The sequence below is a fragment of the Novosphingopyxis sp. YJ-S2-01 genome, assembly GCF_016093175.1.
Taxonomy (GTDB): Bacteria; Pseudomonadota; Alphaproteobacteria; order Sphingomonadales; family Sphingomonadaceae; genus Novosphingopyxis; species Novosphingopyxis iocasae.
Window position 1 is genome coordinate 2,219,852 of the sequence record NZ_JAEDAI010000001.1, and the last position, 15,868, is coordinate 2,235,719.

Genomic DNA, 15,868 nt, shown 5'->3' on the forward strand with positions numbered 1-15,868 from the left:
TCAAGGCTCCTTAAGGGAGCAGGATCAAGCTGTGACGGTAACCAACGAGCTTTTCCCGATTGAAAACGTCACCGCTGCCCCTTTTAGCTAGGGATGATCGCTGTCCGCCGTCCAGATAATGCGAGCAACCCGTTGCTAGTTGTGGACATCGATAAGTGGACACTGGACACCCACACATAAGCCCTGCACAAGAGGCACGCAATTCTGCAAAACCCGCGGAAATCTGCGGTTGCGGTCGAGAGCTATTCTGGGTTCGAATCCTCTCTCCCCGACCATCTTCCTTTCGTGACGACCTCAGCGTTTGCCTTAGGCGGCGCTGGTTTTCAGTCGGTCGCTGCGGGACGGCGCGCAGCGTGTGCGGCGTTTTGCCCAGAGAGCTGCGACCAAAACCAGCAAGAGCTGTCCGGTCCAGAAGATCGCGTCGAACGGCGCATCGTCCCCGATGATGATTCGCGCCGCAAAGGTCGTCAGGATCATGGCCGGGCAACCCCATACCACCGCATGCCAGGAAGCACGCAAGGCTTCATCACGGTGCCCGCGTCGGCGGCGCTTGGCCAGCCATATGTAAAAGCCGGTTGCGCTGATCACGCTGACGGCCATACCGAGAATGAAATAAACGATCTTCACCGGCAGCCCGCCATAATTGCCGAAATGCAGATTATAGGTGGAGGCGGCCGCCTGTTGACCGAGGTCCCCATCCGCCAGTCCTGCAGATCCCAGGAAACGGCCGGATTCATCGAAGTTGTAATATTCGCCAAAGATCAGCCGCCGCGGATAACCGCCCAGAATCTGCACATGCTGCCCTGGCTGCAGCGGATCATGGATAATCGCATAGGTCGGCTTGAGATCAGGAAATCGCTCGGCCACATAGGCCAGCGGACCGGCAACGTCCGGGGGGCCGTCTACCGTCTCCTTCCCCTCCATCTCTTCACCGAAGATCGGGGCATAAACGGCCGCGCTGTCACCGTCATAGGCCGTCTTGCCCATGACCAGCGCCCCCAAGCCGCCGAGACCGATCGCTGCGCCGGTAAATGCGATCGCCAGCGAAAAGGGCAGCGTCCAAGTGCTGAGGCGATTGTGCCAGTCTGCGAGCGCCGTGTTGGCCGAGCGCGCATTCAGCCGATAGGCATCGCGAAAGATCCGCGGCAATGCGAGCACCCCGGTAAAGGCCAGAGCCAGCAACATTGCGCCCAAGGCGCCGACCAGGGTCAGTCCCCAGAAATTGGGCAAGCTGAGCTTGTAATGGAGCGCGATGAGAAAATCGGACCAAGCGATCTCTTCCGGCATCGCAATGGCGCCGGACGCATCCAGGTGGAATGCCTGCGTATCGGTGCTGATCGTGGCGCGGGGCAGGTCTTCGGTGGGAATGTGGATGTAAAAATGGGTAGTGGGCGCGAGCCCCTGCGCCTGCTCTTTCTCCAGCACCGCCTCCATCCCCCGCTGCGCGGCGGCCGGATCGATTTGGCTCATCTCCGGGGCGGAGACCTGCTCAAGCCGCTGCAGCTCCGGATAGAAGACCGACAGAGTGCCCGTCACGCAAACGATATAGAGCAGCGCGCCGACGACAAGGCCGATCGCCGAATGGGCCGAAAGGGCGGATTTTGCGGACGGGGACGCCATCAGGACGCTCCTTTACAATAAAGCCGGAAGAGCCGGGACCGCGCAGAAAGCGATGATACCCAACTGACGCTTGCGGGACGGGGTGACGAGCAGCGCGGTGGCGAGAACCGCCCAGGCGATGGGCTGGACGAACAGCATCGTTACATTGGCGTCCGCCTCGCTCCAGCCTGCCAACAGAGCCAGAAAGCGCAGCGCCAGCGCCAGCGCGACGGCACCTGCAAACGCTCCGACGGCAACGAGCAGAAAGGTGGTGATCCTGCCGCAGACGCGGTGCGGCTTCGTTGGCGCGGCCTGCGCTCTGCGCTGCCGTTCCATCGCCGGTCCTGCGGGAGCGGACCAGGCGGCAAAGCCGAGAAGAGCCATGGCCGTCATCATTGCGGCCGTCGCTGCCACCGCGACACCCCAGGCCCCTGCCCCGATCGCAGCGAGAATAGAACCGAGCGCCAAGGCGCACCAACCGCTTGCCACCATAGCGGTGCGCGGCGCGCGCGCGCCCTGCCGCCGCCGCCAAGCGCGCCGCAAAAGCAGGACGCTGAGGCAGGCCAGCAGGACGGCGACGGGCATGGCAAGCGCAGGTTCCATCAGAACCCCTGCGTCAGCGTGACGAAGACGTTACGGACCGCGCCGAGGAAGCAGTCGCCGCGGGCCAGACAGGCAGCGGGGTAGCGTTCATCGGTCAGGTTGTTGGCGTTCAGCGCGATGCTCGTCTTGCCGTAGGTCACTTCGGCGAAGGCATCGAAGGTGCTCACATCAGGCGTGCGGACAATGTTGACCCCGCTGCCACCGCCGGGAAGCGCGACATTGCCACGCGAGATGTTTTCGCCCGCATAATGCGCGCCCCCGCCCAGTTGCAGCGACCACTCGCCCATATCGACCGTCTTGGACAGCCAGAGCGAAGCATTGTGTTTCGGCACATTGTCGAGCTGGAAGCCGATCTGGCGCGGATCGCTCGCTTCGGTTAATTCGGCTTCATTATAGCTGTAGTTCGCCAGCACGGTGAAGTTATGCGGCAGGATACGGCGCGCTTCGAACTCGATCCCGCGCGATTGCAGCTCGCCCGCCTGGATGCGGTTCGTGGGATCATTCGGATCGTTGATCAGCCGGTTCTGCTCGGTGATATCATAGCCGGTGACGGTCACCAGCGTACTGCGATCGGGCCGCCATTTCGCGCCGATCTCATATTGTTTGCCGCGCGAAGGCCGATAGCCCTCCCCGTCCCGATCGAACCCGGCGATCGGCAGGAAGCTTTCAGTATAGCTGAAGAAGGGATGGATATCGAATGCCAGCTCGCCGATAATTCCGGCGCGCCAGGTGAAGGCATTGCTGTCCTGCTGCACGCCAGCCGTACTGATGTCATCGACCCAGTCCTGACGTCCTCCGACGACGACATGCACCCGGTCCGCGATGGAAATCTGATCCTGCGCATAGACGCCGATCTGCTCCTGCGATGCCGTGGCGACCGGACCCAGCGGCGGCGCAGGAAAGCCGTTGCTGATACGATCCGCGTAGAGATCGATCGTATCGAGCGCGAAACTGCTTTGCCGGTTGGTTTCGTTCCAGAGGTAATCGACACCGACCAGAACCTCATGCTCGATCGCAGCGCCGGTGGCGAACTGAAAGCCTAGGCCGGCGTCCGCACTGAACACGTCGATGCCGCCGCGCGCGCCCTGTGTGTAACGCTGGATTTGACGCCGATCGTCATCGAGGAACGGATTGACCGGATTGGAATAGCTGTTGGTGTAGCGCACGACCGAATCGATATCGCTGTCGATATAGCGCGCCCGTGCCTGCAGCCGGACGACATCGCTGAACCGGTGATTGAATAGCGCCGTGCCCGAGAGGATACGCCCGTCATAGGGATCGCCCGGCTCTCCGACGAAGGTGGAATAGGGCAGAAAGCCGTTGGGATTGCGTTCGATATTGCGCGCGCTTTCGCGGTCGTCGTCCGACAGGACGGTGCCGAGCGGCAGGAATTGCGCAACCGATCCGCCGTCGTCTTCCTGATAATTACCGATCAGCGTAAGCGAGGTGTCCATGCTTGGCTGCCAGGTGACCGAAGGCGCAAACAGCACGCGGTCGTCAGGCACGAAATCGGTCTGCGTATTGGCATCGCGCGCCCGGCCCGTCAGGCGCACCGCGATAGTGTCGGACAGCGGCCCGGTTACGTCGGCCAGGACTTCCTTGCGATCGAACGAGCCGTAGCGAAGCGAAATCCCTCCGCCGAATTCGAACTGCGGCGTCTTGGAGACGAGGTTGAGGAGACCGCCGATGCTGCCCTGCCCGAACAGGACCGACGCTGGCCCGCGCACCAGCTCGACGCGCGAAAAGGCATAAGGGTCGGCCGCGATCGAATTGTAGAAGCCGAATAGCTCGCGCATCCCGTCGCGATATTGAACCGGCGAGATGCCGCGCACGAACTGCGAATCGACGCGGCTGTCGAGGCCATAAGCCGATGACTGCACGCCGGACACATAGCGCAGCGTCTGCGCGATATTGAGCGCGCCCTGATCGTTGAACGTATCGTCGGTCACCACCGTGATCGGCTGCGGCACCTCGATCAGCGGCGTATCGGTTTTGGTGCCGGCGGTTACCGTGTCGAAATAGCCGGTCACCACGATTTCGTCGAAATCGGACCCCTCACGATCCGATGCGTCGCTCTCCTGCGCCAGGGCCGCGGGAGCGGTGAGCAGCATCGCGGCGGCAAGGGCGATGCGGGACGCGGAGAGGGAGACAGACATGGACTAGGCTTTCAATTGCATGAACGATTATGCAACCGGACTAGTGATAATGGTAATGACTCGCAATAGGTAATTCGATCATTGTGATCGACGCCGTTCATCAGGCTCTCTGGACCATCGATGCACGAAGCCCCTCTGCGCGCGACCCGCCGGACTGCGTCTGCTTTCGGTTACGCTACCTCGGAATGCTCACCTTGCCCTACGCGGTTGCAATCCGAAGGCGTTTTTGCCAACGCAGCCGCTTGCTTCGCTGCCCTGACCGGGAGCGCGACATGAGGTTATTCCCTTTTGAACGATACAAACCAATTTGCGACGGGACGCGATCGGTCCTTGCGCGAGCGGACGGGCCGCTTGCTTGGCCAATGGGGCGTGTTTGCGCGCGGGTTCCTTGAGCATCCGCGCATGGTCGGCTCTGTCATCCCATCCTCGCGCTTCACTATCGAGAAGATGCTGGAACCGGTGGACTGGGACAGCTGCAAGCTTTTCGTGGAATATGGGCCGGGCGTGGGCACCTTTTGCGAACCGGTGCTCAAACGCCTGCGCGCGGACGGCGCGTTGATCGTGATCGATACCAACCCGCTCTATATCGACTATCTGCGCCGTACGATTCATGATCCACGCTTCACCGCAGTGCTGGGCAGCGCGGCCGATGTCGAGCGGATCGTGGCCGAACATGGCCATGACGCGGCTGACTATGTCCTGTCCGGCCTGCCATTCTCCACCTTGCCTGCCGGCGTGGGTCCGGCAATCGCAGCGGCCACCCACCGCGTCCTGAGGCCCGGCGGCGCATTCCTTGTCTATCAGTTCAGCAAACGCGCGCGCGACTTCATGGCAAAGCATTTCGACCATATCGATAGCGGCTATGAATGGCGCAACGTGCTTCCGTGTGAGCTGTTCTGGGGCTGGAAGACGTGACGCCGCAGCGTCCTTGACCACCCAGGCACAATGGCCGAAACGCCGCGGTCATGAAGCTGTTCTTCGATGATCGTCAGTGCGCGCACGCCCCCGCCCGTGAACTCCACAACGGCGACTGGACCGACTTTGCCGAAACCCCGGCACGCGCGCTTGCTGTCAAAAATCACTTTGCCGACTGGGCGGAGGTTACCGATCATGGCTTGGAGCCCATCCTGGCGGTGCATGATGCGGACTATGTCGCCTTCCTGCAGACCGCACATGACGAGTGGCTCGCGGCGGGCCGGCCCGGCGATGCTATTCCCTACGCCCTCCCGGTCATCCGGCGGCGTCCGCTGGATCTCACACGGATCGATGCAAAGCTGGGCGCCCACTCTTTCGATACGGCGACCCCGATCTCGGCGGGCACCTGGACCGCCGCCTACTGGTCCGCGCAGACCGCGCTGTCGGGCGTCGATGCGCTGGCGGCGGGTGAAGGCAGCGCCTACGCCCTGTGCCGCCCGCCCGGCCATCATTGCGGCGCGGACTATATGGGCGGCTATTGCTACCTCAACACACCCGCAATCGCCGCCAGGGCGGCCGCGGCCCAGGGTCTTGGCCCGGTGGCGATCCTCGATGTCGACTATCATCACGGAAACGGCACGCAGGACATCTTCTATGAAGACGGTAGCGTGCTGTTCTGCTCGATCCATGCTGACCCCAAAACGGACTATCCGTTCTTCTGGGGGCATGCTGATGAAATGGGCGCTGGCGCGGGTGAAGGCGCGACGGCAAATTGGCCGCTGCCGCGCGGCACGACGGCCGAGACCTATATGCCCGCATTGGACGCAGCGCTGGCGCGGATCAGGGAATGGGGCGCGCGCTGCCTGATCGTCAGTTTCGGCGCGGACACCTATGATGGCGATCCGATCTCCTTCTTTGCGCTGACACAGGACGATTATCGCGAAATGAGCCGCCGGATCGCAGCAGTCGACCTGCCAACGCTCGTCGTGATGGAAGGCGGCTATGCGGTGGATGCACTGGGAGAAAATGTCGCCGCATTTCTGTCGGGTTTCGGGCGGGACTGATCGCGCCGCTTTACCGCAGGGCGCAACCGTATATCGTACAAGTCATGACCGATCTTCGCACATTCTATCCGCCCATCGAACCCTATGAAACCGGCATGCTCGATGTCGGCGACGGGCACGAAATCTATTATGAGCGTTGCGGCACGCGCGGCGCAAAACCGGTGGTTTTCATTCACGGCGGACCTGGCGGAGGCTGCTCGCCCGACCATCGCCGGCTGTTCGATCCGGAAGCCTATGACATCATGCTGTTTGACCAGCGCGGCTGCGGACGCGCGACGCCGCATGCAGAGCTGGAAGCGAACACGACCTGGCATCTAGTGGAGGATATCGAGCGGCTGCGGACCATGGCCGGCGCCGAGAAATGGCAGGTCTTCGGCGGAAGCTGGGGGTCCACCCTCGCGCTCGCTTATGCGGAGACGCACCCCGAGCGCGTGAGCGAGCTGGTGCTGCGCGGCATCTATCTGCTCACGCAGGCGGAGATGGACTGGTATTATCGCTACGGCGTGTCGGAGATGTTTCCCGAACGTTGGGAAGCCCTGGTCGGCCCGCTATCGCCGGAGGAGCGCGAAGATGTGCTCGCTTCCTACCATAAACGCCTGACCGAAGGAGCAATGGAGGAGCGGCTGGAGGCCGCCAAACGCTGGTCCGGATGGGAGGGGAACACCATCCGGCTGCTGCCGGACAGACAAGCGGCGGACGCGTTCGAGGAAGACCGCTTCGCCCTGGCCTTTGCGCGTATCGAGACGCATTATTTCGTCAACCGCGGCTGGATGGAGGAAGGCCAATTGCTGCGTGACATCGGCACGCTGCACGGAATTCCCGCCATTATCGTCCACGGCCGTTACGACATGCCCTGCCATGCGCGCACCGCGTGGGAGCTGCACAAGGCGTGGCCGGGATCGGAGCTGCACATCGTAGAGGGCGCAGGCCATACCTATGACGAACCGGGCATCCTCGATCGGCTGATCCGCGCGACGGATCAGTTCGCCAAGAACTGAACCCGCAACTGCTGGAGAAGGACGCGTCCTGCCGTCAGGCGACGGATTGCATGCGCGCGCCGGGATCGCCGAGACGGCTCACGATCCTGCCAACCTCGCCGCCGGGAACGGGCCGGCTATACCAGAAACCCTGCGCCTGCTGGCATCCTTCACGGCGCAGCGATTCGATCTGGTCTTCCGCTTCCACACCCTCGGCCAGCGTTTCCATGCCCAGCGCGCCCGCCAGCGTTGTGATCGCGCGAATGATTGCGCTGGCGCCCGTCCCCTGATCGAGATCGGTCACGAAGCTGCGGTCGATCTTGATCTTGTCGAATGGGAAGCTGCGCAGATAGCTGAGCGAGCTATAGCCCGTGCCGAAATCGTCGAGCGAGATGCGCACGCCCAGGCTGCGCAGCTTATGCAAGAGGTCGAGTGTTTGATCGATATCGGCGATGAATACCGACTCGGTGATCTCCACCTCCAAGAGAGATGGCTCAAGGCCGCTTTGCGCAAGCGCCTGCAGGATCGCATTCTGGAGATTGGTGCTCTTGAACTGGATCGATGAGACATTGACCGCCACGCGAAGCCGCTCCGGCCACTGCGCTGCCTGACGACAGGCCTCTCGGATCACCCACTCGCCGATCGGGATGATGAGCCCCGTTTCCTCTGCTAGAGGGATAAACTCTGCGGGTGAAACCATGCCGCGCTGGGGGTGGTGCCAGCGCAACAGGGATTCGAACCCGACCAGCCGTTCTTCGGAAAGGCTGTAGAGCGGCTGAAAATACAGCTCGAACTGACCTTCACTGAGCGCGATGCGCAGGTCCAGTTCCAGCTGGCGGCGCCGGCGGGCTGCGTCATCCATCGCCTGTTCAAAGAATTGATAGCCGGCCTTGCCTTCCTGCTTCGCCCGATAAAGGGCCAGATCGGCATTCTTGATCAGCGTCTCCGCTTCCATGCCGTCGTCTGGTGAGCAGGAAATACCGATACTGGCATTGATCGGCACCTGCTGCCGTCCGATCGTCACGGGCTCATCGAAGCAGTGGAAAAGCTGCTCGGCATGGCCCAGCATATCTTCGTCCGCTTCGATATCGGCGATCATCACCGCGAACTCATCGCCGCCCTGACGCGACACAACCGCCCCCGGCATGAAGCTGGTCAGGCGCCGCGCAATCTCTTTCAGAACAGCGTCGCCCGCCGGATGGCCGGAGGTGTCGTTGATCAGTTTGAAATTGTCGAGATCAAGATAGCAGACCGCCACTCTCTTGCCATTCGTCATGCGGGCAAGGGCGGAATTGAGCTGTTCGGTGAACAGCTTCCGATTGGGCAGATCTGTCAAGATGTCATGCAGCGCAATATGCGATATCTTGCGCTCACGGTCATGGATCGCCTGGATCATGGTGTTGAAGCTGGTCGCGAGGCGCCCCACCTCGTCACGTGAGCGCACGTTCACAAAAGCATGATGCCCGTCTGCCACGCGCTGAGCGGCCGCATCCAGCTTGGCGATCGGGCGGGTGATTCCACGCGCGATCAGCCATCCCAAGACGATCGTGGCACAAACGCCGATCACACCGAGCAGGGCCAGCAGCCAGATCAGGGGCCGATATTCGGACAAGGCCTCGCTCAGCGAGTGGCGCAGCAGCAAAACCGGCTTCATCGATCCGCTGAGCGATGGAAGCGCCGAAGCGCGATAAAGGATGCGCTCGCCATCTTCGGACCGCTCGATCGGGCTCGTGTCGCTGGAAACCGTAATGTTCTGCGGCAATTTGTTGGCTGCCACGATCCGGCTTTCCAGCGGAATAGCGGAAAGCTCCGAAAGACTGGTCAGCGCGCTTTTGGTCAGCGGTTCTGCCAACACGAGCCATCCGGCGAGGTCCGGAAGTTGAATAGGCGCGGCAACGGCGCTTGCGGGATTGTCCGACACCGTCACGATGCCCGCGCTCTCTCCATTCGAGAGCGCCTGGAACAGCCCGCGTCGCTCCTTTGCGGACAAGGCCCTGGCATCGCCGATGATTGCGCCGCTGGCCTCCACCACAAAAGCCTCCGGCACACCGGCACGGGCTTTCAGGCTATCGAGCGCGCTTTCAATAGTGAGATTATCGCCAAGGGCGACCGCCTTGCGAAAACCGAAATCGCCTGAAAGGACGTCGGCCTGCGCGCGCATCTCGCTGGCGCGCAGTTCGAGTATTTCCTCGAATACATCAGCATTAGCCGCCATGTCGCGCGAGATGACGCGCGCCGCATAGGCCTCGATCCCTCCGCTCGCCACCATGATGACCGCACCGAACGCTGCCGCGAACAGCAGCGCATAGATGACCGCGATGCGCACGCGCAGCGATCCCACGCGAAAATTCATGCTAGCGAAACGGTGTTGTAAACGCGTCAGGTTCATATGACGGACGTCATCCGCGCAGCGGCAGCACGACAGAGCGACTGTTGAACCCGCCGTTCAGGCTGGTGGCGTGTTCGGCCTCATTGTCCGCGGCCACTGCGCTTGGATACCAGATGCGCACCTTGGCCCCGCCTGCCGGCAAGCCATCGAACCGGACACGCCCCTCCCGATCGGTCTTCGCGGCGAAGGGCGTATCGACGACCTTGATATAGCCGCGCATCTGATCGTGGATATTGCAGCCAACCGCTACCGTACCGGCAATCGGAAAGTTCTGCGAGCGCGTCTGATCGCTCCCATAAAGGTTGATCTCGAACTTGGCCGGTTTTGAAAAGCTGTAGACGCTGTGCCTCACCCGGTCAAAATTGGGGAAAGCGACGTTCGATCCTTTAGCGACGATCAATGTTCCCGGAACAAACGCCAGATCCTTCTGGCCCATCGCGTTAGGCCAGGAAAAACCCTTCGGAACGCTCACGCCCGCGGCGGGGTAGATCGTGACAACGGCATCCTTGATCGGAAGACCGCGAGCGTCTTTTACCTGAACCGCTAACGTCGAACCGGGGCCCGCCTGTGCAGATAAAGCAAGCGCGACGGCGCCGGAAAGGGCTGCCGCCGCGATGGAGAGTTTGGCAATCATAGCCGACCGTCTAGTCCGCAATGGCTGACAATTGATTAAGCAGCCTTCCCCAGATCCGCCGAAAAGTCCGGGCGGCGCCGATAGGCTTCCTCCGATGCTTAAAAGCTTTTTTACCCGATCGAACTAGCTCTCGGCGGCATGACTAATGCCTCGACTCCCGGTCTGCGCAAAAAAGGCGGGAGGGTAATTCTCGCCCTCTGCGCCATGGGCCCGGCAACAGCTGTTCATGCCCAGCAAATCGCCCTTGATCTCGCGGCCATCACGCCGACCGAGACGGTTAGCTATGCGGACGGGCGGACAGACCCGATAGCCGTTCAGCCGGTTGAAAGCGCCGGGTTCATGACCGACGACAGCGGCGCGATGATGACGGGCGATGAGACAGCGGCGTCGATGGATGCTCCATCAGGATCGATGTCCGTCGTCAGCTACAACGGCGACACGCTGGAGGTGCCGCCCCCTCCGCCCCCGCCGATCGATGCTTCGGTGCCTGCCGTGCCGGGCCGCAGTCATTATGGCGGCCTTCGCTGGGGCGGAAAGCTGCGGCTGACGAACGGCATCGCCACGCTGGACGGCGCTTCGGGTGGCGGTTTGGCCGGCTGGGGGCTGATCGCGGGCAAGGAGACCGTTCAGGGCATTGGCGGATCAGCGCATGTGACCTATGTGGAACTGCCCGATTACAACTGGCAGAGCCACGGAGCCGCCATCGGATTATTCGACCGGGTGGAGCTCAGCTATGCGCGCCAGAACCTCGATACGCTCGACGTCGGTGCTGCGCTCGGCCTCGGGCGCAGCTATGTGCTCAATCAGGATGTCTGGGGCGCCAAGGTTCGGCTGTTCGGAAGCGCGGTCTACGGGCCGCCCCTGCTGCCCCAAGTTGCCGTCGGTGTGCAGTACAAGAACAATCTGGACGATGCGGTAACGCAGGCTGTCGGCGCGGTGTCCGACGACGGCACCGATTTCTACGTAGCGGCCACCAAGATATTCCTGAGCCAGAGTCTGCTCGCCAACGCCACCGTGCGATTCACCAAGGCGAACCAGCTCGGCCTTCTCGGCTTTGGCGGCGATCGATCGGATAATCGTTCGGTGCAGTTCGAGGGCAGTCTGGGATATATGCTTTCGCGCAACTTCGTGGTGGGCGGCGAGTATCGGACGAAACCCAATAATCTCGGCATCGCCCGAGAGGATGACTGGTGGGATCTGTTCGCCGCGCTGGCGCTGGGCGACCACTTCACGCTGACCGCCGCCTATGCCGACCTTGGCACGATCGCGATCGCCGACAATCAGCGCGGCGGCCTCCTTTCGCTTCAAGCAGCCTTTTAATCAGAGACCGTTTATGCCCATCATCCTTCCCCTCCTGCTCATGTTGCAAGACCCGGCAGCGTCCGCAACGCAGCAACCTGTCGACTGGGCCAAAGCACTCGGTATCGAGGAGGAGAAGCGCGATCCCGTTACCGGCGAATTTCCGGTAAATCCTTATGCGCAGAACAATGCCAATGCCGGAGCCGCTCCGGTGCGAAGCGACACCCTTGCCCACGACTTCGGCGGGCAGCCCGGTATCCGGCAGATGACCGACAGGCTGATCGAGATCAATCAGGCCGATCCGCGTACGGCCGCGATCTTCGAAGGGCATGACATGGTGCGCCTGCGCCGGACGCTGTTCGAACAGTTCTGCTACATCCTGGCTGCCGGGTGCGACTATACGGGCCGCGACATGCGCGCCGCCCACAAGGATATGGGGCTACAGGTCAACGACATGAACGCGCTCGTGGAGAATCTGCAACAGGCGATGCGTGAGCAAGATATCCCTTTTGCCAGCCAGAACCGGTTACTTGCCAAACTTGCGCCGATGCGCGGTGACGTGCTGAAGCGCTGAGAAGACGCTCACTGCGCCGCCTCCGCTGAACCATCGCTGCCGCCCCGGCCGATTTTCTTCACCATGCGGCCGACCGTTGCACCCTGGATCAGTACCGAAAAGAGAACGACGAAGAAAGTCGCGGCGAGCAGCGTGTTGCGAATGTCGCCCGCAGGCAGAGCCAGCGCCAGTGCGATGGAGATGCCGCCGCGCAGGCCGCCCCAGACGAGAATGCGATAGCCGCCCTCACCTACCAGCCCCAGCGGGCGCAGCAGAATCATCGGGCCACCGACCGCAATGGCGCGCCCCGCTAAGACCAGCGGGATCGCAGCTAGCCCCAGTATCGCCAGCTCCGGGCTGATGGCGATCACGATAATTTCCAAGCCGATCAGCAGGAACAGGACGCTGTTCAGCAGCTCATCGATCAGCTCCCAGAATTTCAGCACATAATCGCGCGTCACGTCGCTCATCGCATAGGTCACGCCCTGATTGCCAATCAGCAGCCCCGCCACCGCCATCGCCACCGGCCCGGCGAGATGGAAATTCGAACAGAAGGCATAGCCGCCCATGACCACGGCCAGGCTGATCAGCACCTCCAGCGCATACTCGTCGACGCTGCGCATAGCGCGAAAGGCCACATAGCCGCTGGCTAGGCCCACCAGGATACCGCCGCCCGCTTCCAAGGCGAAGAGCCGTAGCCCCTCTGACAATGAAAAGTCCGCGCCGGTTACGGCAGCGCTGAGCAGGATCGTGAACACCACGACGCCCACGCCGTCATTGAACAGGCTCTCTCCCGCCACGGTCGCCTGGAGAGCCGGCGGCACGGCAAAGCGCTTGAGGATGCCAAGAACCGACACGGGATCTGTGGGGCTGATGAGCGCCCCGAAGACGAGACACCAGATAAACGGTATCGCGATGCCCATCGCGCCGGTCAGCAGAAAGAACGCCCCGCCGACGATGATCGTGGATATCAACACACCCAGTGTGCTGAGCAGCAAGACCGCGAACCAGCCCTTGCGCAATTCCGCCAGATCGACGTGGAGGGCGCCTGCGAACAGCAGGAAACTGAGCATGCCCTGCATCAGCGTCTGCGAGAAATCGATGCGGGTGAGGAAGGCCTCCACCATGTCCGAGATGGCCGTGCCGGGCACGAACTCGTCGATCAGAATCAGGATCACCGATGTTCCGGCACCCATCACGGTAAGCCCGATGACATGCGGCAGCCGAATGAAGCGATGATTGCAGTAAGACAGGACCGCGGCGATTACGACGACGATGGCAGCCGCGTCGAACGCAGATAGAGAGGATGTTTCGTGCATCCCCCACGCCTAGCGCCGCTTAGGGTCTGAATGCCAGCGCGGTCACGACTTGCCACATTAATCAAGATTAGAATTGAGCGCGAATTAACCAAATTTATAGCAACGCCCTCTAGCTGCGAGATCTATGCAGGCCAGAGTTGTCATCATTGATGATCGTCCCACCAATCTGCGCATCTATGCGCAGTTTGTGAAGATGATGGGTACTGGCTTTGAAACCCATTGCTTCAGCAACCCCCTGGACGCATTGGGTTTTCTGGAGACCGAGCGTGCCGATCTGCTGATCGTCGATTACCGCATGCCCGAGATGAGCGGCGCCGAATTCATCCGCAAGGTGCGCTTAATGCCAGCCGGGGGCGATATTCCGGCCATCATCATCACCGCGCATCAGGACCGCGAATGCCGAATCGCAGCCTTGGATGCAGGTGCCACCGATTTTCTGCAAAGCCCGGTTTCCCAGCCGGAATTCAAGGAACGCTCGCTCAAGCTGCTTGAGCAGCGCGCGCGCAAGCGCGAGATCGCTCAGCGCGCAACCGATCTGGGGCGACATGCGCATGCCGTCAAAAGCGGAACTCCGGGAGACGAAGCGGCAAAGTCGATGCTCGAACAGATCATCGACACCATCCCGATCATGATCAACGCGTTGGACAAGGACGGCAAGTGCCTGTTCCTGAACGCTTATCAGGCGGCCATGTTCAATCGTCAGCCGAACCAGCTTGTCGGTCGTGACATGTATTCGCTGTGCCCGAGGAAGTTCGGCGAGCGCGAACGTAGGCGCGACGCGATCGTTCTGGAAAGCGGCGAACCGCTCCCGCATTATGAAGAGCGCCTAAGCAATGACGGCGTCGAGCTGATCTTTCACTGCAACAAGAACCCGCTCCTCAATCGCGAAGGCGAGACGATGGGCGTGCTAACGACCGCGGTCGATATAACGGCGCGCAAATTTGCCGAGGAACACCGGACGCACCTCGCACTGCACGACATGCTCACCGGCCTGCCGAACCGCGCTCTGCTCCAGGAACGGCTGGGACAGGCCATCGACGAGGCTGAGGACAAGCCTGGATGCGCAGCCTTGCTGCTGCTCGATCTCGATCGGTTCAAGATCATCAATGATACGCGCGGCCACCAGACGGGCGACATCCTGCTGCGCGAGGTTGCAGACCGCCTCAACGCGATCATTCAGCCGGACGAGATCGCCGCCCGCATCGGCGGAGATGAGTTTGCGCTGGTCTTTCGCGGGATGACAGGGCCGGACGAAATCAGCCGTCGCTGCGCTGGCCTGCTGCGGGATATCAACCGTCCTTACGAGATCAACGGCGTCGAGCAGGTTGTCGGCGCCAGCATCGGCATTGCGCTGATCCCTGGCGATGGCGACGATGCGGACGAGCTTTTGCGGCTGGCCGATCTCGCCATGTACGATGCCAAGGGACGGGGCCGGAACGGCTACTGTTTCTTCTCGCCCGAACTCAATCAGGTGGCCCAGGCGAACGCGCGCACCGAAATCGAACTGCGCGAAGCGATTGCGGCGGGACAATTCGAATTGGAATTTCAGCCGGTCGTCGAAATCGCCGATCGAAATCCTGTCGGAATGGAAGCGCTCATCCGCTGGAACCATCCCACACGCGGACGCCTGTTGCCCAAAGACTTCCTTCCCGTCGCCAGCGATAGCGGGCTGATGGACATGATCGGAAACTGGGTGATCGATGCGGCCTGCCGCCAGATCGTTCGCCTTCGCGATCGCGGCCTGTTCGTTCCCCGGATTGCCATCAATATCTCGCCGCGCCAATTTCTGACGCAGGATGTGGTCCATGAGATCCTCAGCCGCATCGAACGGTTCGGCGTGGACCCTGCTTATTTATGCATCGAAATAACCGAAGAGGTGTTGCTCGAGCGAAATGGCGAGATCATCAGCGCCCTCAAGACCCTTCGCAAGGCGGGGATCAATATTTCGATCGATGACTTTGGAACCGGATACAGCTCGCTACAATATCTGCGCGATCTGCCTGCCACGCGGCTCAAGATCGACCGGGCCTTCGTCATGCGGATTACGGAAAGCTCGGCGGACCGGGCGATCATAAGCACTATCGCCCATCTGGCGCATGCCTTGCAGATGAAAGTGGTGGCCGAGGGTGTCGAGACGCAGGAACAGTTCGATCTGCTGCGAGCAGCCGGCTGCGACGAAATCCAGGGCTGGCTAACGGGCAAACCTATGGCCAGCGGCGATATCGAGCGCATGCTCGTTGGCTCCACCAACCACCTGCAAAGCCGCCCGTGAACCCTCGCCCACTCTTCACCGGTTTTGAGCCCATCCCAACCAGCGACCGCCGCTGGAAGGGAGAACGCGAGATTCTTAGCAACCGTCT

General features: G+C 61.6%; 12 protein-coding genes. 6 read left to right on the forward strand and 6 right to left on the reverse strand.

All coding sequences use genetic code 11. The annotated features are described in order from the left end of the window. Positions 1–306: 306 nt before the first annotated feature. From I6A82_RS10850 to I6A82_RS10860, 3 genes are read right to left on the reverse strand one after another with little or no spacing between them, the layout of a single operon-like run. Complete coding sequence (locus tag I6A82_RS10850; RefSeq protein ID WP_198094883.1) at positions 307–1,620, reverse strand: PepSY-associated TM helix domain-containing protein; 1,314 nt, start codon at positions 1,618–1,620, stop codon at positions 307–309. 12 nt (positions 1,621–1,632) lie between these two features. Next, on the reverse strand, positions 1,633–2,202 hold the full coding sequence (locus tag I6A82_RS10855) for a hypothetical protein (protein WP_198094884.1): 570 nt from the start codon (positions 2,200–2,202) through the stop codon (positions 1,633–1,635). After that, the gene (locus tag I6A82_RS10860) at positions 2,202–4,358 is read right to left on the reverse strand and encodes a TonB-dependent siderophore receptor (protein WP_198094885.1); all 2,157 of its coding nucleotides are present in this window, start codon (positions 4,356–4,358) and stop codon (positions 2,202–2,204) included. The genes I6A82_RS10855 and I6A82_RS10860 overlap by 1 nt, the downstream gene beginning before the upstream one ends. 288 nt (positions 4,359–4,646) lie before the next feature. Between I6A82_RS10860 and I6A82_RS10865 the strand changes: the two genes are divergently transcribed. From I6A82_RS10865 to pip, 3 genes are read left to right on the forward strand one after another with little or no spacing between them, the layout of a single operon-like run. Further along, on the forward strand, positions 4,647–5,273 hold the full coding sequence (locus tag I6A82_RS10865) for a class I SAM-dependent methyltransferase (protein ID WP_232343419.1): 627 nt from the start codon (positions 4,647–4,649) through the stop codon (positions 5,271–5,273). Between the two features lie 50 nt (positions 5,274–5,323). Next, positions 5,324–6,337 carry a histone deacetylase family protein gene (locus I6A82_RS10870; RefSeq protein ID WP_198094886.1) on the forward strand — a complete coding sequence of 338 codons (1,014 nt, stop codon included), beginning with the start codon at positions 5,324–5,326 and terminating at the stop codon, positions 6,335–6,337. Between the two features lie 44 nt (positions 6,338–6,381). Continuing rightward, complete coding sequence (pip, locus tag I6A82_RS10875; protein WP_198094887.1) at positions 6,382–7,335, forward strand: prolyl aminopeptidase; 954 nt, start codon at positions 6,382–6,384, stop codon at positions 7,333–7,335. A gap of 34 nt (positions 7,336–7,369) precedes the next feature. Here the strand turns inward: pip and I6A82_RS10880 are convergent, their stop codons facing one another. After that, entirely contained in the window at positions 7,370–9,667 is a 2,298-nt protein-coding gene (locus I6A82_RS10880; RefSeq protein ID WP_198094888.1) for a putative bifunctional diguanylate cyclase/phosphodiesterase, read from the reverse strand. 46 nt (positions 9,668–9,713) lie between these two features. Next, a complete protein-coding gene (locus I6A82_RS10885) occupies positions 9,714–10,337 on the reverse strand; it encodes a methylamine utilization protein (protein WP_198094889.1) in 624 nt (207 codons plus the stop codon). 339 nt (positions 10,338–10,676) lie between these two features. Here I6A82_RS10885 and I6A82_RS10890 point away from each other — a divergent pair, with 339 nt between their 5' ends. Beyond that, entirely contained in the window at positions 10,677–11,657 is a 981-nt protein-coding gene (locus I6A82_RS10890; protein ID WP_232343420.1) for a DUF3034 family protein, read from the forward strand. A gap of 13 nt (positions 11,658–11,670) precedes the next feature. Then, entirely contained in the window at positions 11,671–12,210 is a 540-nt protein-coding gene (locus I6A82_RS10895; protein WP_232343421.1) for a group I truncated hemoglobin, read from the forward strand. Between the two features lie 8 nt (positions 12,211–12,218). Here the strand turns inward: I6A82_RS10895 and I6A82_RS10900 are convergent, their stop codons facing one another. After that, positions 12,219–13,508, reverse strand: a complete 1,290-nt coding sequence (locus I6A82_RS10900; protein ID WP_198094890.1) for a cation:proton antiporter — start codon at positions 13,506–13,508, stop codon at positions 12,219–12,221. 124 nt (positions 13,509–13,632) lie between these two features. On the opposite strand from I6A82_RS10900, the gene I6A82_RS10905 reads away from it, so the two are divergent. Further along, the gene (locus I6A82_RS10905; RefSeq protein WP_198094891.1) at positions 13,633–15,780 is read left to right on the forward strand and encodes an EAL domain-containing response regulator; all 2,148 of its coding nucleotides are present in this window, start codon (positions 13,633–13,635) and stop codon (positions 15,778–15,780) included. Positions 15,781–15,868 lie beyond the last annotated feature (88 nt).